At 67.5% G+C, this 25,279-nt stretch carries 31 protein-coding genes; 12 read left to right on the top strand and 19 right to left on the bottom strand.

Annotation, left to right across the window (positions count from 1 at the left end):
* Positions 1 to 9: 9 nt before the first annotated feature.
* Positions 10 to 1,620, bottom strand: coding sequence for an MFS transporter (locus ACVWZN_RS14240; RefSeq protein WP_456954385.1), 1,611 nt, complete (start codon positions 1,618 to 1,620; stop codon positions 10 to 12).
* A gap of 184 nt (positions 1,621 to 1,804) precedes the next feature.
* On the opposite strand from ACVWZN_RS14240, the gene ACVWZN_RS14235 reads away from it, so the two are divergent.
* The gene (locus ACVWZN_RS14235) at positions 1,805 to 2,650 is read left to right on the top strand and encodes a hypothetical protein (RefSeq protein ID WP_456954384.1); all 846 of its coding nucleotides are present in this window, start codon (positions 1,805 to 1,807) and stop codon (positions 2,648 to 2,650) included.
* Between the two features lie 73 nt (positions 2,651 to 2,723).
* On the opposite strand, the gene ACVWZN_RS14230 is transcribed toward ACVWZN_RS14235, so the two are convergent.
* From ACVWZN_RS14230 to ACVWZN_RS14220, 3 genes are all read right to left on the bottom strand, one after another.
* Positions 2,724 to 3,149: a hypothetical protein gene (locus ACVWZN_RS14230; protein ID WP_456954383.1), complete on the bottom strand. Its 426-nt coding sequence runs from the start codon at positions 3,147 to 3,149 to the stop codon at positions 2,724 to 2,726.
* 46 nt (positions 3,150 to 3,195) lie between these two features.
* Entirely contained in the window at positions 3,196 to 3,447 is a 252-nt protein-coding gene (locus tag ACVWZN_RS14225) for a hypothetical protein (protein ID WP_456954382.1), read from the bottom strand.
* 71 nt (positions 3,448 to 3,518) lie between these two features.
* Positions 3,519 to 4,199 (bottom strand): ion channel, encoded by a 681-nt coding sequence (locus ACVWZN_RS14220; RefSeq protein WP_456954381.1) that lies wholly within the window; start codon positions 4,197 to 4,199, stop codon positions 3,519 to 3,521.
* A 121-nt stretch (positions 4,200 to 4,320) separates the two neighbouring features.
* Between ACVWZN_RS14220 and ACVWZN_RS14215 the strand changes: the two genes are divergently transcribed.
* Complete coding sequence (locus ACVWZN_RS14215) at positions 4,321 to 4,953, top strand: CPBP family intramembrane glutamic endopeptidase (protein WP_456954380.1); 633 nt, start codon at positions 4,321 to 4,323, stop codon at positions 4,951 to 4,953.
* A gap of 4 nt (positions 4,954 to 4,957) precedes the next feature.
* Here the strand turns inward: ACVWZN_RS14215 and ACVWZN_RS14210 are convergent, their stop codons facing one another.
* From ACVWZN_RS14210 to ACVWZN_RS14185, 6 genes are all read right to left on the bottom strand, one after another.
* Entirely contained in the window at positions 4,958 to 5,401 is a 444-nt protein-coding gene (locus tag ACVWZN_RS14210) for a response regulator transcription factor (protein ID WP_456954779.1), read from the bottom strand.
* A 2-nt stretch (positions 5,402 to 5,403) separates the two neighbouring features.
* Positions 5,404 to 6,513, bottom strand: a complete 1,110-nt coding sequence (locus ACVWZN_RS14205; RefSeq protein ID WP_456954379.1) for an L-dopachrome tautomerase-related protein — start codon at positions 6,511 to 6,513, stop codon at positions 5,404 to 5,406.
* Between the two features lie 75 nt (positions 6,514 to 6,588).
* Positions 6,589 to 7,785, bottom strand: a complete 1,197-nt coding sequence (locus ACVWZN_RS14200) for a diguanylate cyclase domain-containing protein (protein ID WP_456954378.1) — start codon at positions 7,783 to 7,785, stop codon at positions 6,589 to 6,591.
* 166 nt (positions 7,786 to 7,951) lie between these two features.
* On the bottom strand, positions 7,952 to 8,479 hold the full coding sequence (locus ACVWZN_RS14195) for a tetratricopeptide repeat protein (protein WP_456954377.1): 528 nt from the start codon (positions 8,477 to 8,479) through the stop codon (positions 7,952 to 7,954).
* Between the two features lie 145 nt (positions 8,480 to 8,624).
* Positions 8,625 to 9,080 carry a LysM peptidoglycan-binding domain-containing protein gene (locus tag ACVWZN_RS14190; RefSeq protein ID WP_456954376.1) on the bottom strand — a complete coding sequence of 152 codons (456 nt, stop codon included), beginning with the start codon at positions 9,078 to 9,080 and terminating at the stop codon, positions 8,625 to 8,627.
* 161 nt (positions 9,081 to 9,241) lie between these two features.
* Positions 9,242 to 9,445 carry a hypothetical protein gene (locus ACVWZN_RS14185; RefSeq protein WP_027084018.1) on the bottom strand — a complete coding sequence of 68 codons (204 nt, stop codon included), beginning with the start codon at positions 9,443 to 9,445 and terminating at the stop codon, positions 9,242 to 9,244.
* Positions 9,446 to 9,642: 197 nt separating this feature from the next.
* Here ACVWZN_RS14185 and ACVWZN_RS14180 point away from each other — a divergent pair, with 197 nt between their 5' ends.
* Together ACVWZN_RS14180 and ACVWZN_RS14175 are read left to right on the top strand one after the other, a co-directional pair.
* Positions 9,643 to 10,614, top strand: a complete 972-nt coding sequence (locus ACVWZN_RS14180; RefSeq protein WP_456954375.1) for a cation diffusion facilitator family transporter — start codon at positions 9,643 to 9,645, stop codon at positions 10,612 to 10,614.
* Positions 10,615 to 10,644: 30 nt separating this feature from the next.
* Entirely contained in the window at positions 10,645 to 11,088 is a 444-nt protein-coding gene (locus tag ACVWZN_RS14175; RefSeq protein ID WP_027084020.1) for an EamA family transporter, read from the top strand.
* Here ACVWZN_RS14175 and ACVWZN_RS14170 read toward each other — a convergent pair whose 3' ends face one another.
* The gene (locus tag ACVWZN_RS14170) at positions 11,089 to 12,723 is read right to left on the bottom strand and encodes an acyl-CoA dehydrogenase family protein (RefSeq protein WP_456954374.1); all 1,635 of its coding nucleotides are present in this window, start codon (positions 12,721 to 12,723) and stop codon (positions 11,089 to 11,091) included. It lies immediately after the preceding gene.
* A gap of 547 nt (positions 12,724 to 13,270) precedes the next feature.
* On the opposite strand from ACVWZN_RS14170, the gene ACVWZN_RS14165 reads away from it, so the two are divergent.
* The 6 genes from ACVWZN_RS14165 (at position 13,271) to ACVWZN_RS14140 (ending at position 17,894) form a co-directional block, all read left to right on the top strand.
* Complete coding sequence (locus tag ACVWZN_RS14165; protein ID WP_456954373.1) at positions 13,271 to 13,735, top strand: DUF2243 domain-containing protein; 465 nt, start codon at positions 13,271 to 13,273, stop codon at positions 13,733 to 13,735.
* A gap of 69 nt (positions 13,736 to 13,804) precedes the next feature.
* Positions 13,805 to 15,310, top strand: a complete 1,506-nt coding sequence (locus ACVWZN_RS14160) for an MFS transporter (RefSeq protein ID WP_456954372.1) — start codon at positions 13,805 to 13,807, stop codon at positions 15,308 to 15,310.
* A 111-nt stretch (positions 15,311 to 15,421) separates the two neighbouring features.
* The gene (locus tag ACVWZN_RS14155; protein WP_027084024.1) at positions 15,422 to 15,646 is read left to right on the top strand and encodes a hypothetical protein; all 225 of its coding nucleotides are present in this window, start codon (positions 15,422 to 15,424) and stop codon (positions 15,644 to 15,646) included.
* 62 nt (positions 15,647 to 15,708) lie between these two features.
* Positions 15,709 to 16,095 carry a DUF488 domain-containing protein gene (locus tag ACVWZN_RS14150; protein WP_456954371.1) on the top strand — a complete coding sequence of 129 codons (387 nt, stop codon included), beginning with the start codon at positions 15,709 to 15,711 and terminating at the stop codon, positions 16,093 to 16,095.
* Positions 16,096 to 16,164: 69 nt separating this feature from the next.
* Complete coding sequence (locus ACVWZN_RS14145; protein ID WP_456954370.1) at positions 16,165 to 17,415, top strand: threonine synthase; 1,251 nt, start codon at positions 16,165 to 16,167, stop codon at positions 17,413 to 17,415.
* Positions 17,416 to 17,441: 26 nt separating this feature from the next.
* Positions 17,442 to 17,894 carry a hypothetical protein gene (locus ACVWZN_RS14140; protein ID WP_456954369.1) on the top strand — a complete coding sequence of 151 codons (453 nt, stop codon included), beginning with the start codon at positions 17,442 to 17,444 and terminating at the stop codon, positions 17,892 to 17,894.
* Positions 17,895 to 17,897: 3 nt separating this feature from the next.
* On the opposite strand, the gene ACVWZN_RS14135 is transcribed toward ACVWZN_RS14140, so the two are convergent.
* The 5 genes from ACVWZN_RS14135 to ACVWZN_RS14115 form a co-directional block, all read right to left on the bottom strand.
* Entirely contained in the window at positions 17,898 to 18,224 is a 327-nt protein-coding gene (locus ACVWZN_RS14135; RefSeq protein WP_456954368.1) for a hypothetical protein, read from the bottom strand.
* Positions 18,225 to 18,305: 81 nt separating this feature from the next.
* Entirely contained in the window at positions 18,306 to 18,617 is a 312-nt protein-coding gene (locus ACVWZN_RS14130) for a glycine zipper 2TM domain-containing protein (RefSeq protein WP_051235605.1), read from the bottom strand.
* A 184-nt stretch (positions 18,618 to 18,801) separates the two neighbouring features.
* On the bottom strand, positions 18,802 to 19,119 hold the full coding sequence (locus tag ACVWZN_RS14125) for a thioredoxin family protein (protein WP_456954367.1): 318 nt from the start codon (positions 19,117 to 19,119) through the stop codon (positions 18,802 to 18,804).
* A 4-nt stretch (positions 19,120 to 19,123) separates the two neighbouring features.
* On the bottom strand, positions 19,124 to 19,312 hold the full coding sequence (locus ACVWZN_RS14120; RefSeq protein WP_456954366.1) for a hypothetical protein: 189 nt from the start codon (positions 19,310 to 19,312) through the stop codon (positions 19,124 to 19,126).
* Between the two features lie 10 nt (positions 19,313 to 19,322).
* Positions 19,323 to 19,532 carry a hypothetical protein gene (locus ACVWZN_RS14115; RefSeq protein WP_456954365.1) on the bottom strand — a complete coding sequence of 70 codons (210 nt, stop codon included), beginning with the start codon at positions 19,530 to 19,532 and terminating at the stop codon, positions 19,323 to 19,325.
* Between the two features lie 146 nt (positions 19,533 to 19,678).
* On the opposite strand from ACVWZN_RS14115, the gene ACVWZN_RS14110 reads away from it, so the two are divergent.
* Complete coding sequence (locus tag ACVWZN_RS14110; protein WP_456954364.1) at positions 19,679 to 20,209, top strand: hypothetical protein; 531 nt, start codon at positions 19,679 to 19,681, stop codon at positions 20,207 to 20,209.
* Here ACVWZN_RS14110 and ACVWZN_RS14105 read toward each other — a convergent pair.
* The 3 genes from ACVWZN_RS14105 to ACVWZN_RS14095 form a co-directional block, all read right to left on the bottom strand.
* On the bottom strand, positions 20,152 to 23,061 hold the full coding sequence (locus ACVWZN_RS14105; protein WP_456954363.1) for a bifunctional diguanylate cyclase/phosphodiesterase: 2,910 nt from the start codon (positions 23,059 to 23,061) through the stop codon (positions 20,152 to 20,154). The genes ACVWZN_RS14110 and ACVWZN_RS14105 overlap by 58 nt on opposite strands.
* 134 nt (positions 23,062 to 23,195) lie before the next feature.
* A complete protein-coding gene (locus tag ACVWZN_RS14100) occupies positions 23,196 to 23,780 on the bottom strand; it encodes a DNA-3-methyladenine glycosylase (RefSeq protein WP_456954778.1) in 585 nt (194 codons plus the stop codon).
* A 168-nt stretch (positions 23,781 to 23,948) separates the two neighbouring features.
* Entirely contained in the window at positions 23,949 to 24,449 is a 501-nt protein-coding gene (locus tag ACVWZN_RS14095) for a hypothetical protein (protein WP_456954362.1), read from the bottom strand.
* 102 nt (positions 24,450 to 24,551) lie between these two features.
* Here ACVWZN_RS14095 and ACVWZN_RS14090 point away from each other — a divergent pair, with 102 nt between their 5' ends.
* Positions 24,552 to 25,277 carry an HAD family hydrolase gene (locus tag ACVWZN_RS14090; RefSeq protein ID WP_456954361.1) on the top strand — a complete coding sequence of 242 codons (726 nt, stop codon included), beginning with the start codon at positions 24,552 to 24,554 and terminating at the stop codon, positions 25,275 to 25,277.
* Positions 25,278 to 25,279 lie beyond the last annotated feature (2 nt).

The raw sequence follows: 25,279 nt of genomic DNA, 5'->3' as shown, positions 1-25,279 counted from the left end.
TGCGCCGGGTCAGTGCTCCAGCGACGCCTGGATGTCCTCGAGGCGGACGCCGCGCGTCTCGATGCCGCTGAGCAGCAGCATCACCATCGATACCGCCATCGGGATGGCGATCAGGAACGCGGACATCGCGAAGTTCTGGAAAAAACCGTACACGCCCAAGCCCGCGCCGAGGATGCCGCCGAGTTTCGAACTCGCCGCCACCGCGCCGGAACCCGTGCCGCGCAGGTGCACCGGATAGATCTCCGCCGCGTAAGGAATCAGCATCGCGATGACGCCGCTCACGCTGATCAGCAGTGCGACGACCACTGCGATGACGAGCTCCTGCGAGCGCAGGGCCATCAGCCCGATCGCACCGAGCGCGATCAGCGACAGCACCGTGAGCCCGATGAAGAGCACCAGCGCGCGGTAACTGCTCCAGCGGTGATACAGCCACACCACGACCGCGATGCCGGGCAATGCATAGATTGCCGACTTCGCGAGCAGCCCGCTGGTCGCCTTCGCATCGACGCCGAGCGCGGTGAGATTCACCGGCAGCCACAGCAGCACGCCGAAGTTCACCAGGCCCCAAGCGACACCGCACACAACGAGGCCCGCGGTGATGCGCGCATGCCGGCCGCGCATCAGCATGCGCATGCCCGATGCCGCGTGTTGTTCGTCGATGACCGGCGGGCCGGGATGCGCGGCGTCTTCGCGTTCGATGCCGCCTTCGACATCGCCGGTGAACTTGCGAAGCACGGCGCGCGCAACGTGTTCGAGACCTGCGCTGGACAGGAATCGCGGCGATTCGGGAATGAAACGGTTGAGGAAGATGATCGCGGCGCCGGTCGGCAGTCCGAGCAGCCACAGCACGCGCCAACTGAACATCGGTGCGAGCGTCGCCGCCGCGCCTGCCGCGAGCAGGTAACCTGCCGACGTGCCCACGCCGCCGAGTGCGACCAGCAACCAGCCGCGATGCGCGGCGGGGATCGTCTCCGCCATCAGCGTGAACGTGATCGGCAGCAGGCCGCCGGCGGATGCGCCCATCAGGAAGCACATCGCGAGGTTCCAGCCGAACGAGGGCATCGCCCCGCAGATCGCGGTGCCGATGAACATCAGCGCCGACAGCAGGATGGCCGCGCGACGCCCGGAGATGTCGGCGATGCGGCCCCAGACCACCGAACCGACCGTGGTGCCGGTGAGTGCGCACAGCGCGAGCAGGCTCGCCGTGGGTTTGGCGATCTGGTACTCCGCGCTCATGCCGGGGACGACGAAGCCGAGCGTCGCCGGCTTCATGACGTCGATCGCGAGCGTCACCGTCAGCACCGTCACCAGCTTCCAGTGCTCGATGTTGAGCGGCACGCCATCGGCGATGTGGAACTGCAATGGCGCCGACGACACGCCACCGGCCGCGCGCATGCGCTCCATGCGCGGCATCAGCCCGTAGCAGGAGAACGCGAGCCCGACGGGAATCGCGAGCATCCCCAGGATCATGCCGGTGGTCATCGGCATGCCGACCATCTGCCAGTGCGTGTACTGGCCCATCATGAACATCGGCACGTGTGCGCAGACACCCGCGGTGATGAGCGCGCAGCCGAGCCAGAACGCCCATGCATGGTGGAAGGAAATGCCGCTGGCTTTCATGTGATCCCCTGTCTGGCTGGCGAGTGTAGTTCGCGCCATGGCGGCCGTGCGCGGCACGCGACCGCCGGCGTCGCGCAAGCGGGCCGTCGTGCATCGCGAAATGCACCATCGTGCAAGGCCGACGGACGGCGCCGCCATTTCCGAACCGGGCGGGACGATGGATGCCCCGACCGAGGACGTCGCCATGCAAACGACCCATTCCCCCCTGCCCGGTCGCCCGCTGCTGCTCGCGTCGTTCCTGATGCTCGCGGCCGTGCCGATGGCCGCGCAGGCGGTGACGCCGCTCGACACCTTCAGCGCGCGGTTCGGCGGCTACATCAAGCAGTTCGACACGCAGGTGCGCGCGGACAACGCCACGGTGCAGGGCAGCGAGGTCGATCTCGATCGTGATCTCGATCTCGGCCAGGGCAACGCGATCGCCTACATCAACATGAGCTGGCGCCCGCTCGACAACCACGAATTCGGCATCGGCTACTACCAGGACGACACCAGCGCGTCACGACAGCTCAGCCGCACCATCGAGTTCGACGGCAACACCTATCAGGCCAATGCGGTGGTGCACGCCGAGAACGCCATCGACGCGTACGAGGCGTACTACGTGTGGTGGGCGGCGAACAATCCGAACTGGTCGCTGGGCCCGCGCCTCGGCCTGACTTGGTATCGCATCGACCTCACGCTTGAGATCGAACGCGACGCGGCGGGCGCGCCAGTGACGAACCACTCGCGCGGCGAAGTCTCGGCGGATCTTCCGGTGCCAACGCTCGGCGGCGCATGGCGCTGGGTGCCCGGCGGCGATTCGGCTTGGCGCTTCGGTGCAGATGGCGGCTGGTTCTCACTCAATTCGAGCGGGCTGGATGGCGATGTGTACTTCGCGCGCGTCGGCGTCGAATGGTTCCCGTGGGAACGCTGGGGTTTCTCGGCGGATTACACGTCGCGGCGGGTCAAGATCGACGCCGACAAGAGCAGCTTCACCGGCAACCTCAACTTCCGCGACAGCGGCGTGCGCATCGGCGTGGTGTACCGCTTCTAGGTTAGCGGCACTGAGTTGACCGTTGCGATCGCAGCGTCGTCAGACCGACGCGCTGCGAATCGCGCGTCGAAGCTCAACCGCCCTGCAGCGCGAGGTCGTCGATGTCGACGCTGCGGAACATCTTCTGTCGCTTGAGCCACGTGACCGCTTCGTCGGCGCAGCTGAAGACGTAGGCGTTGAGGCCGAGCTGCGTGGCGACGATCATGCCGATGCGGTCCTCGTCGAGGAAATCCGCATGCGCGACGAACGCGACCGATAGGCCGGGCACCGCGACGCTCGCCCATTCGCGCACCGTGTCCATGCGTTCGATGACACCCGGATAGCCGAGCCCGGTGGCGGCGCGCACGTCGATGACGATGCGTCGGTGCCCGCGCGTCTGCGCGTCGATCAGTGCCGCGCGAACCGCGCGTCGCGCCGCGGCGACGCTTCCATCGCCGGTGACGGCGAGTACCGCGATGCCGCCATCCAGCGTGCTGATGTCGAGATTGGCCACGTCCATGGCCGACATCTTACGTGGCGGACGCAGCCGTGGTGCGCCGTGCGGCTCAGGGCCGGCAGCGGGCCTCGACGATGCGCACCTGGGCGTCGGCGACCGTGGCCGGGCGGCCGTCGCGGTCGAACAGGTCGTAGCCGTTGGGCCGGCACAGGTCGCTGGCGCGCTCGAAACAGGCGATGTCGCCGCCGGGGCCGCAGACCAGGGCCATGCTCTTCGGGCTCGTGCGTGCAGCCGGCGTGCCGGTCGCGCAGGCGGCGAGCGCGGCCAGCAGCGGGACGAGCATGACGCGATGGACGGACATGGCGGCCTCCGGCGATGACATGCGACGACGGTACGCCCTCGCGCGCGATGTGCGCGCATCGACGACGCGTGTCACGACCGCCCGCGCATGATCGACAGGCCGATCAGCCGCGACACCACCACCGTGATGTAACCGATGCCGGCCATCTGCTCGAACATCACCAGCACGCGCGCCTGCGGGCCGATCGGCACCACGTCGCCATTGCCCACGCCCGACAGCGTCGACATGCTGACGAACAGCAGCTCCAGCCACGTGCGCGTGCGCTCGGGTTGTACGAGGCCGACGAAGCTGTGCGGATACCAGGCCTGGCAGACGACGTACGCGTAAGCGAACGCCCACGCGACCAGGGTGAACGTGGCGCCGGCGGCGAACAGCTCGTCGGTGGTGACGTCGTGGTCGCGCAACATGTAGCCGATCAGGCTCACCGCGGCGTAGAAGTACAGCGCCGATTCGATCAGCGACGACCAGATCACCAGCCCGGGACGATCGAACGCGATCGCCGCGATCGACAGCAGCATCGCCGGGATCGCCAGCGCCCACGCGACGGAATTGGCCGATGGGCTACGCCGCACCACCCACACCGCGAGCGGCACCACGATCAGCGTCGCCGCACTGAACAGCGCGCGCCCGGCTTCGGACTCGGTGCCGCCCAGCGGCGCGTACAGCACGAGGCTGAGCAGTTGCACGCCCAGCAGGTAGGCGGACGGATGACGCCGCGGGTGCAGGAACGACGGGACGGCGAACGCGCGCATAAGGGCTCCGGCAGTCGTCGCATCTAAGCACGACGATGTTCGTCGTCGCGTGCGCGCGCAGCGTCGTCCGCCGGTATGCTTCGCCGCGTTCGAATCGGGGGTGATGAAGATGGTGCGGGCCATGTCGCAGCGGACGGAGTTCATGCTCGTCGTGCTGGTCGCGTTCGCGCTGCCGGTGCTGTCGAGCGTGGCATCGCTGTTCGCGCCGTCGACACAGCCGGCGATCACCGAAGACGGCCTGCGCGGCCTCATCGTCTACGAAGCGATCGTGCTCGCGGGCCTGCTCGGCCTGCTGCGCCTTCGCGGCTGGCAGCGCGGCCACCTCGGCATCGTGTGGAGCGGTTGGGACGCGCCGGCAGCGATGCTGCTGACGCTGGTCACCGCGTTCGCATGCAATGCGGTCGACCTCGCGACGCGCAGCCTGGTGAAGCTGCCGCCGCAATCGACTGACGCGCTCGTCGCGCACGGCATTCCGCTGGCCACCGTCGCGCTGGTGTCGATGGTGAATCCGCTGTTCGAGGAGCTCGTGCTCTGCGGCTACGTGGTCGGCGTGCTCAAACCACTGCGCGGTGCGGCGTTCTCGATCAACGTGAGCACGGCGCTGCGATTGTCATACCACCTCTACCAGGGCGCGCCGGCGCTGCAGATCATTCCGGTCGGCCTGCTGTTCGCGGGCTGGTATGCACGCACCGGGCGGTTGTGGCCGGTGGTGCTGGCACACGCCGCGTTCGACGCGATGGCGCTGCTGCAGTAGCGGCTCAGAGCGCGCGAAGCGCGTCGAGCAGCGGTTCGATCGGTCCGGTCTTCGAAAGCACGCGGCAGCCGATGTCCTCGGCCAGGTTGTCGAGATCCACCTGGTCGCCCACCGCGGTCATCACCAGGATGGGGATGTTCGAATGGATGGTGCTGCGGATTGTCTTCAGGAACCGCAGGCCGTCCATCACCGGCATGACCAGGTCGAGCACGATCGCGTCGGGTCGCAGGCCCGCGCGCAGCAGGCTCAATGACACCTGCCCGTTCTCGGCACGGCTGACGCTGAAGCCTTCGAGCTCCAGGAGGCCCGCGAGCCCGTCGCGGGTGGTGGCGTCGTCTTCGACGATCAGAACGTGCGTCATCGCCCCGGCCGGGGAAGGGATAAGGGCATTAACGGCCGCTTCCGGCGGAGCTTGAGGCCCGCCGTATCGCGGGCCGTCGTCGTGCACGCTCAATGCGCGCGGCCGGGTTCGTCGCTGTCGACCGAGAAGCGGAACAGCGTGGTCGAGATGGCGGGATCGGCGTCGGGGTTATGCCAGGCGTTGTCCATGATCCGGGACGCGGTGACGTACATCGTGCCGTCCGGGCCCTGCGAGAACGTGTCGGGCCAGCGCAGGCGATCGTCCTGCAGCAGCGTGGTGACGCGATCGCCTTCGCGCAGCTTGATCGCATCCTCCTCCAGTGCCGAGATGTACATGCGGCCCTGCGGATCGATCCACAGGCCATCGCTGACGCCGTTCTCGCCGACGCGCTGCACAGCATTGGCGACGTCGTCGTCCGATGCGTTCGCGTCGATGAGTACGCGGGTGGGAATGCTGTAGAGCGTGCGACCGGTCAGCGCCTGCCAGTACAGCGTCTCGCCATCGCGCGACAACGCGAGGCTGTCGGACGAGAACTCCACGCCGCGGCCGTCGGGCCGCCGGATCTCACGGCCGTGATGCTTCACCACGACGTCCTTCTCGGGCTGCGTGCTCGGGTGGCCGTCGAGCAGGCGACGTGCATTGCCCGATTCGAGGTCGACCACCACGATCGCACCGCGTGCGCCCGAATCGGTGATGTAGGCATGTCGACCGTCGAGGCTGAAGCGCACGTCGTTGAGGTACGAGCCTTCGCGGGCGACGTCCTCGTCGAATGCATACGTGCGCGACACCTCGTTGCCGGCGAGATCGATGCGCACCAGCTTCGGCCCGCCCTTCACCAGTTGCGCCGATGCCGGCGCCGCGGGATCGAGCACCCACACCGCACCGCGCCAATCGGCGACGACGCTCTGCACACACACCCAACGGTCCTGCGGCGACAGCTCGTTCTTGCGCGCATTGCGCCATTCGTTCCAGCGCTCGTCGGGATACGCACGCAGTGCGCCGTCGGGCATCAGCTCGGCGACGGAGATCGGCGCGTCTTCAGTCCAGCGCGGGAAGTTGACGAAGATGCGGCCGTCTTCGGTGACGGTGACGCCGGTGACTTCATGATCGAAACGCGCGACTTCGATCAGCTCGGGCGTGGTCGACGTACCGTGCGATGTCGCGTTGCGGGTTTCATTGCGGGGCGTGGACTGCTGCATGACGACTCCACGGCCGGTCGATCGGCCGATTGCGAACGAGTCGGCAATGTCAGCCCACCTGCGATCAAGCGCGGATCAAAGCGGCGGCGCGACTGCGATGCGCGATGCGGCGCCGTCGATATGCACGCCATTGCGACCCGCCTGCTTCGCGGCGTACAGCGCGGCATCGGCCGCTTCCATCAGCCGCTGCGGCGTACCCGATGGCGTTGCGACGACGCAGGCGATGCCGACGCTCGCGGTCAGCACGCCGCTGTCGGTATCGATATGCGGAATGCGCAGCGCTTCGACCTCGGCGCGCAGGCGCTCGCCGAGCGCATCGAGCTCGCCATCGGCCGGTCGATACCAGACCACCATGAATTCCTCGCCGCCGTAGCGTGCGGCGAGATCCAGCGGACGCCGCGCCTGCGCGCCGACCACGCCCGCCACTGCCTGCAGCGCGACGTCGCCTTCGGCATGGCCGTAGCGATCGTTGTAGCGCTTGAAATAATCGACATCGACCATCGCGATCGCGACGGATGCGCGCTCGCGCACTGCCTGTCGCCACACGCGCGACAGGTGCTCGTCGAGCGCGACGCGATTGGCGAGGCCGGTGAGCCCGTCGTGCGACGCGCGCTCGTTGAGCAGACGCTGCACGAGGAATACCGAACGCGTGGAATGTTCGAGGAAGTACGCGCCGGTCGCGCCGACGATGTTCGCCGCGAGCATGAAGACGATCTGGTACAGCCGCGCCTGCGGATCGGACTGCCAGGCGAGTTCGGCACCGACCAGCGCCGCGAGCGTGGCGATGTTGACGATCAATGCGCGCCACCAGCCCAGGCTCGCGAGCAGGTAGATGAACATCGCGACCAGCAGAATGCCTTCGTACGGCAACGGATGCCGCGCGCGCAGGCCGATCGCGATCAGCACGACGGTGCCGAGCCCGGCCTGCACGGCGGCGATCGTGATCGGGCCCTGCATGCGCGGCTGCCATGCATCGCGATGCGTCGCCGCGATCACCCACAGGAAGGCCGGCATGATCGCGAACAGGCGGATCGGCGCGGTCCAGCGATGCACGTCGGCCGGCAACGTCAGCACGTCGATGGCGATGAACACGCCGTACAACGCGAACGCCAGCCACGCCGACCAGCGCACGCGCGCCAGGTTCACGCGGCTGTGGAAGCGCTGGAACTCGCGCTCGAGCAACGGCTCGAAACGCAGCTTGGGAAAGCCACGGTCGAGCGCGCGCTGGTAGGGCGAAGCGGCGGCAGGTGCCGGCGCCGGCGGAGGACTCATCGGATATCCGTGCGATCGCCGGGCGCGGCGACTCGAATCGGCTATCGGCAGCGTCGCCGGGTTCTTGATCCGACGAACCGCAGCGGCTGTCGCGTTCAGCAACGCTGGCGATATTCCGCAAAGAAAGACCGGCACGAGGCCGGCCTTCTCGACGCATCGCGGCCGCTTACGGCTGCGGTTCGACACCCAGATACGCACCGGCCATCCGCATCGACGCCCAGGTGCTCTTGGGATCGCGCGCGATCGCCTGCCGGAAGTAGTTCTCGCCGGCGGCGCGGTCGCCGTTGAGCATGTAGAACGCGCCGATCTCCGACAGTTCCTTCTCGTCGTAGTCGCCCATCGCGAGGAACTGGTCGAACAGCGGCTTGGCCTTCGCCCAGTCGTGCGCTTCGGCGTAGACGCGCGCAATGCGGTAGACGTCGCCGGCATCGTGCTTGCCGGCCAGCACCTGGTCGAAGATCGCCTGCGCGTCGGCCTTCTGGCCGCCGAGGTACAGCACGCGGCCGACGCCGATGCGCTCCCAGCTGCCGCCTTCGGTCTGCGACATGGCCGCATCGAGCAGCGCCTTCGCGGCCGCCTTCTGATCCTTGCCTTCGTACATCGCCGTTTCGGTCTTGGCGACGGCGCCCTTCGCCTGCGCGGCGCCGGCGACGAGCAGCAGTGCGGCCGCGACGGCCACGAATCCGTTCTTCATCGAGTTCATCCCCTGGTGAGGCCGCATCGCGGCCGTTGCACCGGCTCCCCGGCCGGCGCGGCGATGCTAACAGCCGCTTGCGTACCGCGCCCGGATGCGAAGAAGCCGGGCACTGCCCGGCTCCGTCGTGATGCGCACGCGTCAATCAATGCACGGAAGGCGCGTCCGGCAGCATCAATACCTGGCCGGGATAGATGCGGTCAGGATCGCTGACGTGTTCGCGGTTCGCGTTGTAGATCAGCTGCCAGCGATTGGCGTCGCCGTAGATGTGCTCCGCGATCTTCGACAGCGAATCGCCCTGCTGCACGGTGTAGGTGCGCTGCGTGGCCGTGGGCGTCGGCGATACCGTTGCCGATGGCGTGGGATGCGGTGTCGGCGGCGCCATCGTCTGCGTGTTCGCCTGCGGTTGCGTTGCGGCGTGCTGCTGCACGGTCGGTGCCGGTGCGCCCGCGACGCGCGGCGTCACCTGCTGCGTGTTCTGTGTCGGATGCGGCGTGGCTGCAGGCTGCGATGTCGCCGCGTGTTCGTCGTCGTGATGGAAGATGCGCGAGAACGCGCGGGAAATCGGATTGGACGACTTGTCGTTGCCGGTCGTACTCATGATGTCTCCTCGTGCCGGGACAGGCGACCGTTGCATCGCGCGTGTTACGTGCGCATCGCGACAATGTCATGCGCACCCGAACGCATTCATGCGATGGCGCATCGCCTGCATGACGCCGAGCGCGCGACCGTGCGCGCGCCCGACGTCCGTGTCGGTACCGCTCAGTGCATGTTGCGGCTGAAGCCGGCGCCCTTGCCGTGCATGGCGGTGGGCTGGCCTTCGGCCTTCGCACCTTCGGACTGGTCGGCCTGGTTGTCCTTGTGCGCAAGCTGCGCTTCGCGCTGGGCCTGCGTGTCGATCTGGCCCTTGTTGGTGGCGCGGATCATGTGCGGGTTCTCGGACGCGGGTTTCTTCGGCGCGCTCATCGTTCTCTCCTGTTGGCGGGGATCGCACATGCGATCGGAAACACAGCCTGTGCGCCCTCGTGTGAGCGTGCCGACGACAAACGGCCGTAAACCCGTCTGCGCGCTGACCAAAGAGAAAACGGACTGCAGTCACCAGCACGACGACCGGTTCACGGCCCGGCACCCAGCATCGGCCGCCCGACCTCCGCGATGCTTCGATGGCGTCTTCCGGCCACAAGGTCGTCATCGCCGCGTTGCTGGGCAACGTCGCGGTGGCGGTCACCAAGTTCGTCGCCGCGGCCATCACCGGCAGTTCGGCGATGCTCAGCGAGGGCGTGCATTCGCTGGTCGACTGCGCGAACGAAGTGCTGATGCTGCATGGCATGCGCCGCGCGAATCGCGCACCGGACGAAGCCCATCCGTTCGGCCACGGCCGCGAACTCTACTTCTGGGCTTTCATCGTTGCGCTGCTGGTGTTCGCGCTTGGCGCCGGCGTGTCGGTGTACGAGGGCGTGCGCCACCTGCGCAATCCCGAGCCGATGGTGCGGCCGCTGGTGAATTACCTGGTGCTCGGCGCGTCGATCCTGTTCGAAGGCTATTCCTGGATCGTCGCCATCCGGCAGTTCCGTCGCGACAAGGGCGCGCTCGGCTGGTTCCAGGCCTTCCGGCAGAGCAAGGACCCGACCACCTTCACCGTACTGTTCGAGGACACCGCTGCGCTTGCCGGCCTGGCCGTCGCACTTGCCGGCATCGCACTCGCCCAGCTCACCGGCGATCCGCGCTTCGACGGCGGCGCGTCGATCGTGATCGGCCTGATCCTCGCGATCACCGCCGGCCTGCTCGCACGCGAGACCAAGGCGCTGCTGCTCGGCGAAAGCGCGGGACGCAGCGTGCGCGAGGACATCCTGCGCATCGCGAAGCACGACCCCGACGTGCGTTGCGCGAATGGCGTCATCACCCAGCAGTTCGGGCCGGATACGGTGATCGCTGCGCTGAGCGCCGACTTCCACGACCACCTCGACACGCCGCGTATCGAGCAGTGCATCCGGCGCATCGAATCGGGCGTGCAGGCCGCGCACCCGGAGGTGGTCGCGCTGTTCGTCAAACCTCAGACGGCCGAAGTCTGGCGCGAGCGCATGACCCGCGTGCGCGACGGCGCCGACACGCCGCCGCCCGCTGCGGCCGGCTAGTCTGCGAACGCCTTCTTTGGGATGACGAACATGCCGACCACTTCCGGATGGCTGCTCTGGGCCCTGCTCTCCGCCACCTTCGCGGCGATGACCGCGATCTGCGCCAAGATCGGCCTGCAGGGCGTCGACTCGGACTTCGCGACACTTTTACGCACGTTCGTGATCGTCGCCGTGCTCGCTGCGTTCGTCGCGTTCACCGGCAAGTGGAGCGATCCGCGCGCACTGCCGCCACGCACGCTGCTGTTCCTCACGCTGTCGGCGCTGGCGACCGGCGCGTCGTGGGTCTGCTACTTCCGCGCACTCCAACTGGGCCACGCCTCGCAGGTGGCGCCGGTCGACAAGCTCAGCGTGGTGCTGGTCGCGCTGTTCGCGACGGCGGTGCTCGGTGAGCGGCCGTCGCTGCGCGAGTGGATCGCGATCGCGATGATCGCCGGTGGCGCGGTGCTGATGGCCTGGGCACCGCGAACGAACTGATCAGGGCGGCAGCACGCGATCGATCGCGATGCCGAGGTCGATACGCGCATCGTCGAGCGTGCCGAAGGCGAGCCGATGCGGTTCGGCGAGCCGCGTCGCGACGAACATCTGCGCAACCGGCGAGTTCGCGCGAAGCAATACGCTGGCTTGCAACGCGAGGGCGAGCGATTCGACCACGCGACGTGCCTGCGATTCGGCTGCCTGTCCATTGCGCAGCGTCTGCAGAAGCGCCTCGACCGCAGCGTCGTAGCCATCGTCGTGACCGCGCGCGGCGTCGAGTTCCGCGAACAGTGCATCGCGCGCCGCCGGCTCGCGTGACAACGCACGCAGCACGTCCAGGCACTGGATGTTGCCGCTGCCTTCCCAGATCGAATTGAGCGGCGCCTGCCGGTACAGCCGCGGAAGGATCGATTCCTCGATGTAGCCCGCGCCACCCAGGCATTCCTGCGCTTCGTTCACCGCGACCGGTGCGCGCTTGCACAGCCAGAACTTGCCGATCGCCGTGGCGATACGCGCAAATGCGGCCTCGTCGGCATCGTTCGGCGCGCTGTCGACTGCACGTGCGACCCGCATCGACAGCGCGATCGCGGCTTCGACCTCCAGCGCGATATCCGCGAGCACGTTGCGCATCAGCGGTTGCTCGACCAGCCGCGCGCCGAAGGCGACGCGATGCCGCGCGTGGTGCATCGCCTGCGCCAGCGCCATGCGCATTTGCGCCGCGGCGCCGAGCATGCAGTCCAGCCGCGTCAGCATCACCATCTCGAGGATGGTCGCCACGCCGCGACCTTCCGCGCCGACGCGGCACGCAAGCGCGCCGGTGAACTCCACTTCCGACGAGGCGTTGCTCCAGTCGCCCAGCTTGTCCTTCAGCCGCATGAGCCGGAACGCGTTCTTGTCGCCATCGTCGAGCCGGCGTGGCATCAGGAAACAGCTCAGCCCGCCCGGCGCCTGTGCGAGCACAAGGAAGCCATCGGACATCGGCGCGGAGAAGAACCACTTGTGACCGACCAATGCATAGCGGCCGTCGGCCTGCGGTGTCGCCACCGTCGCGTTCGTGCGCACGTCGCTGCCGCCCTGCTTCTCGGTCATGCCCATGCCGAGGGTGACGCCGCGCTTGTCGGCGATCGGCACTTCGCGCGGGTCGTAATGCGGCGCGGCGGCTTTGTCGGCCCATTCGCGCAGCGCCGGTTCGCGACGCAGCACCGGCACCGCGGCGTGGGTCATCGTCAGCGGACAACTGGTGCCGGCGTCGGCCTGGTGTTGCAGGTAGCTCAGCGCCGCGCGCGCGACGTGCGCGCCGGGTCCGCCGTCATGCCAGGACAGCCCGGCGACGCCGTGAGCGATCGCGGCGTCCATCAGGCCGTGATATGCGGGATGGAACTCGACGCGATCGATGCGCCGGCCGCGCGCGTCGTGCGTGCGCAGCCGCGGGCGATCGCGGTTGGCGTCGAAGCCGAGCGTGTAGAGCGTGTCGCCGGCGAGCGCGCCGTAGGCGGCAATCTCAGCGTCGAACGCGGCCGCGCCTTCGCGATGCAGCGCCTCGCGCAGGGCGATGTCGTCCGCATGCAGGTCGCGCGGTGCGAACTCCGGAGGCTGGTTGGCGACTTCGTGCGTTTCGAAGGCGGGAGTCGACATCGCGGGCACCGGCGGGAAGATCGGCCGATGCTAGTCCGTCCGCGGGTCGTCGTGCGCTAGCGGATCACGCAGGCCGCAGTCAGTAGGGTCGTGGCCATCAACACGGCAAGGCGCTGGAAGCGCGTGCGCATGCGCCGCAACTGGCGTGCGGTGAGGTGCAGCGAGGGGCTGCCGTCGGGGCGCCGGGCGGCGATATAGCGCGGTCTCATCGACATAGGAAAACCCGACCGGCCGTCGCGTGCGGATGAAGACGTGCCGCTGTCACGCATCGTCCGCGGTCGCGCCCCTAGCGTTTCGCGCAGGTTCGACGAGCGTTACGCATGCGACTGCATCCTGCCGCCCTCGCCTTTTTTGTGATGCTCGCGGGCGTCGCGTTTCGTGCTGACGCCTGCACGCTATGCCACAGCCCGACCGCGCGGCTAGTGCGCGATCACGTGTTGCACCATGGCTTCGCGGCGCATGCCACGGCGGTCGCGCTTCCCTTGCTCCTGCTCGTAGCCGTTATCGCGCTGGCGGCACGCGACCGCCGACATCCGGACCCTTCGCAATGACGCGCCGTTCCCCCGCTCCGGTGCGCGCCGCGGGTCTTGCGATTGGCATGGGCATGGGCGGCTTCGTCGATGGCATCGTCTTTCATCAGATCCTGCAGCTGCACAACATGCTGTCGGCGCGCATTCCGAACGACGTACTGGTTGGCGCCAAGATCAACATGGTCTGGGACGGGTTCTTCCACGCCGGTGTGTGGTTGCTCACCGCGGCGGGCATCGCGTTGTTGTGGCGAGCCTGTCGGCGCCGCGATGCGCTGCTGTCCACGCGACTGTTCGTCGGCGCACTACTCGCGGGCTGGGGCGTGTTCAACCTGGTTGAAGGCGTGATCGATCACCTGCTGTTGCAGATCCACCACGTGGTCGAAGTGCTCGGCCTGTCGATCTGGGACTACGTGTTCCTCGCTTGGGGCGCGGCGATGCTAATCGTCGGTATCGCGCTGATTCATCGCGCGCAGACGACGTGACGCAAGCGGCCGATCCAACCGTCACGGGTCGCCTGTTCCGCTAGCAGAACCGCGACCGCCGACGCGACGATGCCCGGACTGTCCCCGTCCACCGAGATGCCCCGAAGCGAGCTGCGCGAAGGCGGCCGGCGGCTGATGTTCGACGCCGCGTTCGCGACCATCGTCGGCACGCTCAACAGCGGCGTGGTGCTGGTCGCGTACGCACTGATGCTGGGTGCATCGTCGACGGTTATCGGCGTGCTCGCGGCGATTCCGTTCCTCACGCAGCTGCTGCAGGCGCCGGCGGTCGCGCTGCTGGAGCGCGTGCGCTCTCGGCGTCGTGTCGCGATCATCGGGCTGTTCGTCGCACGGCTGGCGCTGCCGCTGATGGCGATGCTCGGCTTCCTGCCGAATCGCAATGTCGCGCTGGTGCTGCTCGTGCTCGGCGAAACCGTGCACTGCGCGTTCAATGCCGTCGCGGGTTGCGCATGGAACTCGTGGATCCGCGATCTCATTCCCGACTCCAAGCTCGGCGTGTTCTTCGCGCGCCGCACGATCTGGGCGACCGCGCTCGGTATTGCGGGCACGGCAGCAGCAGCAGGCGCGCTGCAGTTCGGCGACCCCAGCGGGCGCGGCGGTGGTAGCCCGCTCGCGTTTGCCGCGCTGTACGGCATCGGCTTCCTGTCGAGCCTGGTGAGCACGTGGCATCTGTCGCGCGTGCCCGAACCGCCGATGCCGGCACCAGTGCCGGGTCGAGGCCTCGGTCGCATGTTGATGGAGCCGCTGCATGACGCCGGCTTCCGTCGGCTGATCCGTTTCTTCGCGTCGTGGCAGTTCGCGGTCAACCTCGCCGCGCCATTCTTCAGCGTCTACATGATCCGCCAGCTCGGGCTGTCGGCCGGCTTCGTGCTGGTGATGAGCATCGTCAGCCAGGTCGCCAACATCATCGTGCTGCGCGCATGGGGCCGGTTGTCGGATCGGTTCGCGAACAAGACGGTGCTCGGCGTCGCAGCGCCTGCGTTCATCGCCTGCATCGGCGCGATGGCGCTGGCCGGGCAGATCGGTCCGCCGGGCTGGACCATCGCCTACCTCACCACGCTGCACGTGCTGATGGGCATGACGTCCGCGGGCGTCGCGCTCGCGTCCAGCGCGATCGGGCTCAAGCTCGCGCCGCGCGGGCGCGCAACGGCCTACATCGCGACGAATGCGCTGGTGACTGCACTTGCCGCGGGCGTCGCGCCCCTGCTTGGCGGCCTGTTCGCGAGCTTCTTCGAAAAGCGACAGCTGCGTTTCTCCGTCAACTGGCGTTCGCCCGATGGCGCACTCGACCTTGTGACGCTGTCGATCGGCTGGTGGCAGTTCTTCTTCCTGATTTCCGCGATCGTCGGACTGTATTCGTTGCACCGCCTTTCGCTGGTGCGCGAGGAAGGCGAAGTGCCGCGGCGCGAGATGCTGCAGCACGTGCTCAACGTCGCGCGACGTGGCGTGCGCAATGCATCCACCGTCGCCGGTTTGCGTGCGGCGGTCGCGTTCCCGGGCGGTCGCGTGCTGCAGGAACGCAGCCGGCAACGCGATTCGCCGCGTCGAGCGGCCTGACTAGCGTCGCTTGCATGACTGACGACCTAGTCGCCCGATTCATTGCAACTTTTCGCGCTTCGCACGCATCGGAATAAGGGTGCCGACCCGGCACGCATCCGTTCCATCGCCATGTCCGCCTTCATGCTGCTCGGCACCGTGCTGACGATCGCGCTGGTGCTTGCTCTCTCGCTGCTCACCGGCGATGCGCTGCATCGCGAACACCTCGACGACGACGCACGCATGCGTCGACGTGCACGCGTGTTCCGCATGCCCACCGTCATCACCCGCAACTACGTCGGCATCGACCGCCGCCGTGCACCGCGTCCCACGCGCGAACTGCGTCGCGCCGCCTGACGCCCGCTTGCGCCTCCGGGACGCGGCGCGCGAGCATCGCGCATCACGTTCCGGAGCGCGCCATGGCCGTCCACATCGTCCGCCTCGGTACACCGCGACTGCCAAACGAAGGCACTCGTCTGGGCACCGTACGTCGCCCGCCGCGCGGCGTTCGCAAGGAAGACTTCGCGTCGCGCGATTTCTACGACGTGTGGTTGCCGACGCTCGCGCCGCAGCCCGAGACCGTCGCGCTCGCGCTCTCTGCGACGACGCCGGCCGAATTGACGCGGTTCGCGCGCCGCTACCGCAGCGAGATGTCGAAGGGCGAGGCGCGCCACGTGCTGGACACGCTCGCCGCGCTGTCGCACACAACCGATTTCTCCGTTGGCTGTTATTGCGCCGACGAGTCGCGCTGCCATCGCTCGCTGCTGCGCGAGCTGCTGGCCGAGCGTGGCGCCGTGATCGCCTGATCGGGCACTGCGGTTGAAATCCGCGCGCCGTCCTGCGATACGGACGCATCGATCCCTGAGCGTCCATCCATGAGCTACGTGCGTTGCGTCCGCGGCATTGCGTCCGGCGTGGAGTATTCCGCCGACGTGCCGATGAACCTCGATCCGGTCGATGGGCGGCCGGTCGAGATGGTGCTGGATCTCGAACGCCTCGCGGCCGAGCAACCGAATGCGGCGTGGTATCGACCGCAACGTCGCGATATGTGGCGCTTCGGCGCACTGATGGCTCTGGACGCGAACGATCCCGTCGATGCCGCGCATCTCGTACCGCTCGGCGAAGGCGCAACGCCATTGCTCGATTACGCATCGCATCCCGTTGCAGCCGCCGCGGGCCTGCGATTGCAACTAAAGGACGAAGGCAAGGCACACACAGGCTACGGCGCGAACCCGACGCAGAGTTTCAAGGACCGCGGCATGGCGATGGTCGCCGCGCAGGCGCGTCGTCTCGGGCTTACGAAATTGGCAGTGCCAACCCAGGGCAATGCCGGCGATTCGCTCGTGCGTTATGCGCTGGCTGGTGGGCTGACGGTGGCCGTCGCAATGCCCGACGACACACCGATGCCAATTCTCGGCAGCGTCGCCGCAGCTGCGCGTCGCTGGCCCGATCGCGTGACGCTCGAACTCGTCGGCCCGACGATCCGCGAAGCCGGCGCGTTCCTCAAAGAGCACTACATCCCGCAGGGCTACTTCTCGGTCGCCACGTTCCAGGAACCGGGCTGGCGCATCGAAGGGAAGAAATCGCTTGGGCTCGAACTTGCCGAACCCGCGCCGGGTGACACGCGCTGGCCGTTGCCCGACGCGGTGATCTATCCCACCGGCGGCGGCACCGGCGTGCTCGGTATGTGGAAGGCCTGGGACGAACTCGAAGCGCTCGGCCTGATCGATTCGCGACGCCCGCGCATGCTGTGCGTGCAGAGCGCGGTGACCGCCCCTCTGGTGCGCGCGTTCGATGCGGGTGCGGACGACACGACCGTCGTCGATGCGGGACAGACGCTCGCGACGGGTCTCAACGTGCCCGGTGGCGTCGGCCATTTCCGCGTGCTGCAGATCATCCGCGCGAGCGGTGGCGCGGCGATCGCGGTCGACGAAGCGGACATCGCGAATGAGCTGTCCACCACGTGGCGACGCACGCACGACTGGATCAGCCCGGAAGGCGCGGCCTGTCTTGCGGCGTTGCCGCAACTGCTCGATCGCGGACTGGTGTGCCACGGCGAGCGCGTGGTCGCAGTGAATACCGGATCGAGCGAGAAGTACCTGCCCGCGTTGCGACACCTGCTTTGACGCGCAAGGCGCTCGCGACGGCACCAATGACCTACCGCAATCGCACCGCCGCGTTCATGTGGGTCATGACCGTCGTATGGAACGCGATGCTGCTGGTGATGACGTGGGTGCTGCTGCGCGACGGTTCGCCGTCGCTGCGGTCGCCATTCTTGATCGCCGCGATCTTCACCGCGTTCTGGATCGCGGGCGTCGCGCTGGCGATCGTTGCGTCGCGTCAGCCCTGTACGCGCGTACAGTTGTTCGACGACGGCGGCCTACTGGTGCGCCACCGATTTCCTTTTCGCGCGGTCGAACATCGTTTCGCGGCGCGCGATCGGCCGCGAGCGGAAGTGGTCGAAGGTAAGAACAGCGACGGCGATCCCTACTTCACCTGCGAACTGCACGTCGGCGAACTGTTTCCGGCACCGGTGCGCGTGGTCGAAGGCCGACGCGACCGCTGCGAGACCGCCTGCAGGTGCATCAACGACGCGCCGCGCTGAGCCTCAACCGGGCCCGCCCTCGCGCAGTTCCTTGGCGTTCCACAGGTCGAAGCGCCGCTGTCCGCGCGCGGTGTCGACGATGAACTCGATGATGCCGTCCGGGATATGCACGAACACGCCGGCCACGCGCAGCGTCGCGGCCTTGATCGCCTTGAAGAAGGCACGGTCCGCACGTGGGTCGATGTGGGAGACGGCGAGCACGCGGATCGCGTGCACGTGTTCGTCGACGGACGCTTCGAACGCAGCCTCGTCGAGGCGGCGCGCATCGAGGCGTGCAATCGCGTCGGCATGGTCGACGATGGCGTCGGCGATCTCGGAATAGGCGCTCATCGGCAGCAGGTCGTGCGTGGGCTGCGCAGTTTACGCACGCGGCGACGGCATCATGCCGTCGCCGCGGACACAACGTATCGGTCAATCGCAGACGCGGACGACTTCCTTGTAGGTGCGGTCCTGGCGATGACGCTGGATCTTGTGACCCGCCACGCCGCCGGCGACCGCGCCACCGACCGTCGCGAGATCCTTGCCGGTGCCGCCACCGATCTGGTGACCGACCAGGCCACCGAGCGCGGCGCCGAGCACGGTGCCGGTCACGCGATGCGGATCCTGCACGGGCTTCTTGTGATAGACGACGCGGTCGTGGCAGCGCGGCTGCGCCTGCACGGCGGGCGCGGCAACGGCGGCGGAAAGGAGGGCGGTGACGGCGAGGGAACGGATGAGGTTCATGGCGAACTCGTTCGGGGAAAGACGCCCCGAATCTAGGCAACGCCACCCCGCTGGAAACTGACTCGGGGTATCGCGAGTCAGGCGGCGGTAATGGACGCGACGACCGCGCATGTGCTGCGTGTTCGATATGTCGACCCGAGTACCGCGGGATGTGTCGCGCCGCTGATCTCGTTTTGGCGTTCGATCACTCGTCGAACAGCGCTTCGACCTCGCGCGATGATCGCGGCCGCACGGCGCGTGCGTACTCCACGCCGTCGCGCATCAGCACGAATGTCGGCCAAAGCTTCACGCGGAACGAGCGGCCCAGTGGACGACCGCGGCCGTCCTCGATACGCAGATGCGCGACGTCGCCGTGGGTCGACAGCACATGCTCCACCAGCGGTTCGGCGGCGAGGCAGTGCGGGCACCACGGCGCGCCGAATTCCAGAAGCACCTCGCCGCGCATGGCATCGACCGCATCGCGCGTGGGTTCCTGCGCCACGTAGGCGCGGCTCATCGCCATGCGGTCAGTGGTGGCCGCGGCCGAAGCCGGGATCGCGCGAGCGCGTGCGATCGAGCCCCGCCGCGTCGTCCTCGGCCTGCGTCTCAGGCTGGTTCGCGGGCGAGACCTTCTGACCGTGGCGATCGAGATCGCGCGCCTCGTCCTTGCGGCCGGATTCCTGGGTAGCGCGGCGGTCGGCGGGGTCGGTTCGCATGCTGGTCTCCTCAGCTCGGGTTGCTGTCGCTGCCGTCGCGGCGGTCGTCGCGGCCGGCATCGCGCGTCGGCGATTCGTGGGGTTGCACGGACTTGCGCTGGGTCGGGCCGTCCTTGCCGGCGCGCAGCGCATGTGTGCGACCGCCCAGATCGTCCGGGCCAGGCGGCGGATTGGAGCGACCGGCGTCGCGCAGGTGCTTCTCGTGGGTGTTTTTGCTCATGGCGACCTCCTCGTGTGTCCACGATCCTGTCGCCCCGCGCGTTAGCCAGGAGCCATGGGGCGGTGAGCCCCGCATAACGCCGCCGGTCGGAAATCCGCGCGCCATGCACGCGCTGCCCACGGCCGGACGGTAGGTTAGCAACGCTAATGAGACGTGCGTCACATTCCACTGCCCGACCCATTCGACTGGCCTTCGCGCTGGCGGCGTTCGTATGCGCGTTCGCGGCGTTTGCGAACCCGCCTGCGTCGCAGACCGTCGGGCACTGGCAGGCGCGCGGCGATGGCGTCGGCGCGCAGGCCGCCTGGCGGATCCCGCCCGGGGATTCGGGCATTACCTTGCAATGCGACCACGGCGATCCGCGCGTGCTGCTGCGCATCGACGGTTCGGTGCTGCCGTCCGACCTGCAACAGGTCAGCCTGATCGCCGACGGCATCGGCATGGAATATCCGCTGGAGCGCTCGGCTGCCGGCGGCTATCGGTCGAAGATCGCTCTGGACGCGCCGATCCTCGATCGCATGCTGGTCGCGAAGTCGTTCACGCTATTCGGCGGTGGTCGCGCGGTGCGTACCGGCGTGCCGGGTGATGCACTGGCCCGCGTGGTGCGGGCCTGTCGTGAACTTCACTGGCCGCGCGATGCGAGGATGGATCCCAGCGACGCCGGCTTCGCGAAGAAGTAGCCCTGTCCGAGTTCGCAGCCGAGCACCATCAGCGCCTGTCGCTGCGCCTCGGTCTCGATGCCCTCGGCCACCACTTCCAGGCGCTGCGCACGCGACAACGCGAGGATCGCGCGGACGACCGCGGTGCTGCCGCCCTCTTCCTCGATCTGCAGGTCGCTGATGAACGAGCGATCGATCTTCACCGTGTGCAGCTTGAAGCGGTGCAGGTAGCTCAGCGACGAATAGCCGGTGCCGAAGTCGTCGAGCGCGATCAGCACGCCCTTCTCGCGCAGGCGATTGAAGACGAGGCCAATCTGCTCGGGATTCTCGAGCAGCGCGCCCTCGGTGACTTCGATGCGCACCTGCGACGGCGACACGCCCTTGGCATCGACGAGCTGCAGGAAGCGCTGGTCGAGTTCCTGCGAACGGAAGTGGCGCGGCGAGAAGTTGAGGTTGACGTACTGACCGGGCTTGAGCAGTTGCGGGATGCGATCCAGCGTGCGCTCGAACATCTGCCAGTCGATCGCTTCCATGCTGCCGCTCGCATCGGCGACGTGCAGGAATGCGGCCGGTGCAAGCACGCCGCGGTCCGGATGGTTCCAGCGGATCAGCGCTTCGTAACCGACCACCGCGCCATCAACGAGGCGCACGATCGGCTGGAAGTATGGTTCGAATTCCTGGCGCGTGATCGCGCGGCGCAGGTCGCTTTCGACCTCGAGCAGCTGCAGCGCCTGTTCGTGCAGCTGTTCGTCGAAGACCTCGATGCGGTGACGACCGCCGGCCTTCGCGCGATACATCGCGATGTCGGCGTCGCGCAGCAGGTCTTCCGGCGACGTGTAGTGCGGGCTGCTCAGCGTGATACCGACGCTGACGCCGGAGAACAACTCCTTGCCTTCGACCCGCACCGGCTCCTTCAGCGCATCGATCACGCGCTGACCCATGCGCATCGCCGTTTCCGGCGAATCGACTTCCATCAGGATCGCGAACTCGTCACCGCCCAGACGCGCGACCATGTCGCGGCCGCCGCGCACGCACTTGCTGAAGCGGCGTGCGACTTCCTTGAGCAGCGCGTCGCCGACCAGATGCCCTACGGAGTCGTTGATGACCTTGAAGCGGTCGAGATCCATGAACAACACGGCGAAGCGGTAGTGCGGATCACGTTCGCGATGTGCGAGTGCGCGAACCAGCTGGTCGCGCAGGTAGGCGCGGTTGGGCAGGCCGGTCAGCGAGTCGTGCAGCACTTCGTGCTTGAGGCGCTGTTCGATCTGTTCGCGTACCTCGATCTGTTCGGACAGCTCGACGGTGCGCTCGGCAACGCGGCGCTCCAGGTCGGCGTATGCGTTCTTGAGCTCGGCCGCGGCACGCTGACGCTCCAGGCCGTTCGCGATCTGGTAGCTGATGAAAGTCAGCAGTTCGCGATCACGATCGGTGTAACCCACGCCCGGCGTGTAGCTCTGCACCGCGAGCAGGCCCATGACGCGATCGCCAAGCACCAGCGGCACACCGAGCCACGCGACGGACTCCTTGCCGATGACATTGAGCTCGCCGCGACGCTGCAGGTCGCGGATGTGTTCGATCGTCTCCGGCTCGGTCATGTCCAGCAGTAGCGGCTTGCCGTAGCGCATCGCATATTCGGATACGCCGCGGCCGACCGGTCGACTGGCCGCCTTGTTGCCGTACTGATCGACGAAATATGGGAAGTGCAGCGTGTTGCCGTCGTCGGAAATCAGTGCGATGTAGAAGTTACGCGCATCGAGGAACTCGCCGACGATGCGGTGCACCGCGGCGTGGAACTCGTCGAGGTTCGTTGCCGTATGCGACAGCTCGGCGATGCGGTACAGGGTTTCCTGGATGCGCACGCTGCGCTGGCGCTCATGCACCTCAAGCGTGAGCTCGTGCGTGCGCTCTTCGACGCGACGCTCGAGCTCTTCCTGCTGCAGCTTGCGATCGAGCGCGGTGAGGATGTGGCTGCCGACGTAAGCCAGCAGCGCCTGGTCGGCCGGCGTGTAGCGCGGGCGCTCGATGTAGCTCTGCACGACGAGCACGCCGCGAACGCTGTTACCGACCAGGATCGGCACGCCCAGCCAGTCATACGCGTCCATGCCGATGTCGCGCATCGGCCCGGAGATCTGCTTGCGCATCTCCGCCATCGACCCCATCAGCGGATGCCTGTCGCGGATCACGTACCAGGTCAGGCCGCGCTCCAGCACGTCCATCGAGATGAACTCGTTCGGCGGGCGCGTGATCGTGTCTTCGGTGTCGACCAGGTAGATGAAGCGGATCGCGTCGCGCGTGTCGTCGTACAGTGCGATGTAGAAATTCTCGGCGTACATGAAACGGCCGACGATCGCATGCAGCGCGCGCAGCATGTCCTCGAGGTCCATTTCCGAGCTCGCCATGTCGGCGATCTGGAACAGCGCGGACTGCAACTGCTCGGAGCGCTCGAGCGCACGCATCGATTCGGTGAGCCGGTTCTTCTCGAACACTGCGCGTGCGACCGGCGCTAGCAGTTCGCACTGCTCACGCACCTGCGCACGCATATGCGGCTGGCCGTCCAGCACCACCCCGATCGCATCGCCGCTGTCCTGCACTTCGATGCAGGCGGCAATGCGACTGCGCGTCGGGTCGACCGCCCAGTCGTCGCTGCTGCGCGCCGAGCGGGCGAGTTCGAGATCGCCGTCGAGCAGGCAGGCTTCCGACGTGCCGCGCAGATCGCTGCCCGCGGTGCGCCAGACGACGGCGACGCGCTCGAAGCCTTCGTCGGCGAGATACGACTGGACGCGCTCGGCGAAATCCGAGATGTCGGACGCATCGAGCAGACCGCCAAGCGCGCGCCCGATGCGCTGCCGCTCCGCCGCCGGTGCTCGTTCCATCCTCATCGCGTTCAATGCCGTTCCCATCGAGTCCATCTCCGGCCGCCTCCGGCCATGCCTAGCGGGAGGCGGTCCTCCCTAACGTTCTATCGGCCGGGCGCGTTCCTGACTTGAACGGTCGGCCGTGACGGGTTTCAGGCTTTCGAGACGAACGGGCTGCAAGGAACGTACCACCGCCACGGTGCATCCACGGCGTGACGGATGCCGATACGGCCGCCGTTTACGGGCTGTTCGGGCGGAGGTGTGCCGTCGTCCACGATTCTCAGTCCGCCATCGCCGGTGACGAGGTCGACGCCGTCCTGCGCTCCGGAAATATCGAACGCAGCGCACAGGCGCGCCGGGCCGCGACAGAGATCGACGTCACGCTTCGCCGCGGGTCGTGCGGCACGCATCAGCTCCAGTCCGTCGAGCGGCTCGAGCGCACGGATCAATACCGCGACGCCTTCACCGTCCCCGCCGCAGACCGGGTTGCAACACCAGTGCATGCCGTAGGTGAAGTAGACATACAGCCGCCCCGGCGGGCCGAACATGGTGCGGGTGCGCGGAGTCGGGCCGCGATAGCTGTGCGCCGCCGGGTCCTCGGCGCCGCAATAGGCTTCGGTTTCGACGATGCGGCCGCGACGGCCGTCGTCGCGCACCAGCACCTTGTTGAGCAGCTCGACCGCGACGATGCGCGGATCGCGCCGATAGAACGCACGCGGAAGTGTTCGCCCGCGCATCCGGTGCGACGACGCATTCACGACGCGCACCGGAGCATCGCGGCCCGTCCATCGCCAAGGTCATGCATGCCCGCCCGCGTCCGTCTTGTCGGCTGCCTGCCGAGCCTCATCATCTCCGTCGTGCTGACCATCCTGGTCAACGTTCTATTGCGCGCCTGCAGCGTCTGATCAGCGCAGCGTGCTGGTCGACTGCTCGAACGGCAGCAGCGTCGCGCCGGTCGCCTCGATCGCCGGTCGTGCAGCCTGGTGGGTCGGCAGGTCGCTGTCGGTGACCAGGAGGATGCGTCCGGCCGCGATCTCGTCGTGGAATTTCTGACGCACCGGATCCGGCAGGCCGGAACCGAACAGCGCGGACGAGAAACCGCCAATGCCCGCGCCCGCCAGCGCAGCGATGCCGGCGCCTGCCAGCGTGATGCCGACCGGCGGAAACACCATCGCAGCGAGCCCGAGCAGCAGGCCGGTCGCGCCGCCGGCGACCATGCCCTTGATGGCACCGGGGACCGCGTCGCTGTCGGCTTCCTTGTGATCGTTCGAGATGGCGTCGAGCTCGATGTCCGAGCGCGCGACGAGCATCAGGCATTCCTCGCCGATGCCCGCATTGCGCGCGGCGTTCATCGCGGCGCGCGTCATGTCGAGGTCGGTGGTGCTGTAGACGTGGCGGGTCTTCATCGCGACTCCTCATGTGCACGCTGTTGCGGACGTGCCGGATCGCGGCAGCGTGGCGCGCGCCGGGTACACGAGGCGTGAGGGGCTGTCTGCAATAATCCGCGCATGACACTGAAGATGATCGGCTTCGACGGCGACGACACGCTGTGGCGAAGCGAAGACTATTTCGCGCAGGCGCAGGCGACGTTCGAAGCAATCGTCGCGCCGTATGTCGAACTGCGCGGCGATGCGTTGCACCAGCGCTTGTACGCGGTCGAGAAACGCAACATCGCGGTGTTCGGCTACGGCGTGAAAGGCATGGCGCTGTCGATGATCGAAACCGCTATCGAGATCACCGACGCACGCATCGCCGCCGCCGACATCCATCGCATCGTGCAACTCGCGCAGTCCATGCTGCGGCATCCGGTCGAGCTGCTGCCGGGCATTCGCGAAGCGGTCGAGCGCGTCGCATCGCGATGGCCGGTGGTGCTGATCACCAAGGGCGACCTGTTCCACCAGGAAGCGAAGGTGCGCGACTCGGGTCTCGCCGACCTGTTCCATCGCATCGAGATCGTCAGTGAGAAGGATGTCGGCACCTACGCGCGTCTGCTCGAGGAATTCGGCATCGACGCGCGCGACTTCGTGATGGTCGGCAACGCGATGCGTTCGGACATCGCGCCGGTCGTCGAACTCGGCGGCCACGGAGTGCACATCCCGTATCACCTCACTTGGGTGCACGAGCGCGAAGCGAATGTCGCCGATGTATCACGCGTGCGTTCGCTCGAGAATGCCGCTGGCCTCTTCGACGTGCTCGACGAGATCGAACGCGCGATGACCGCAAAGACAACGTGAGC

This window comes from Lysobacter sp. HA35, from assembly GCF_054061195.1.
The sequence above is the reverse complement of the archived record's forward strand: the minus strand, read 5'-3'. Positions and strand labels throughout refer to the sequence as shown.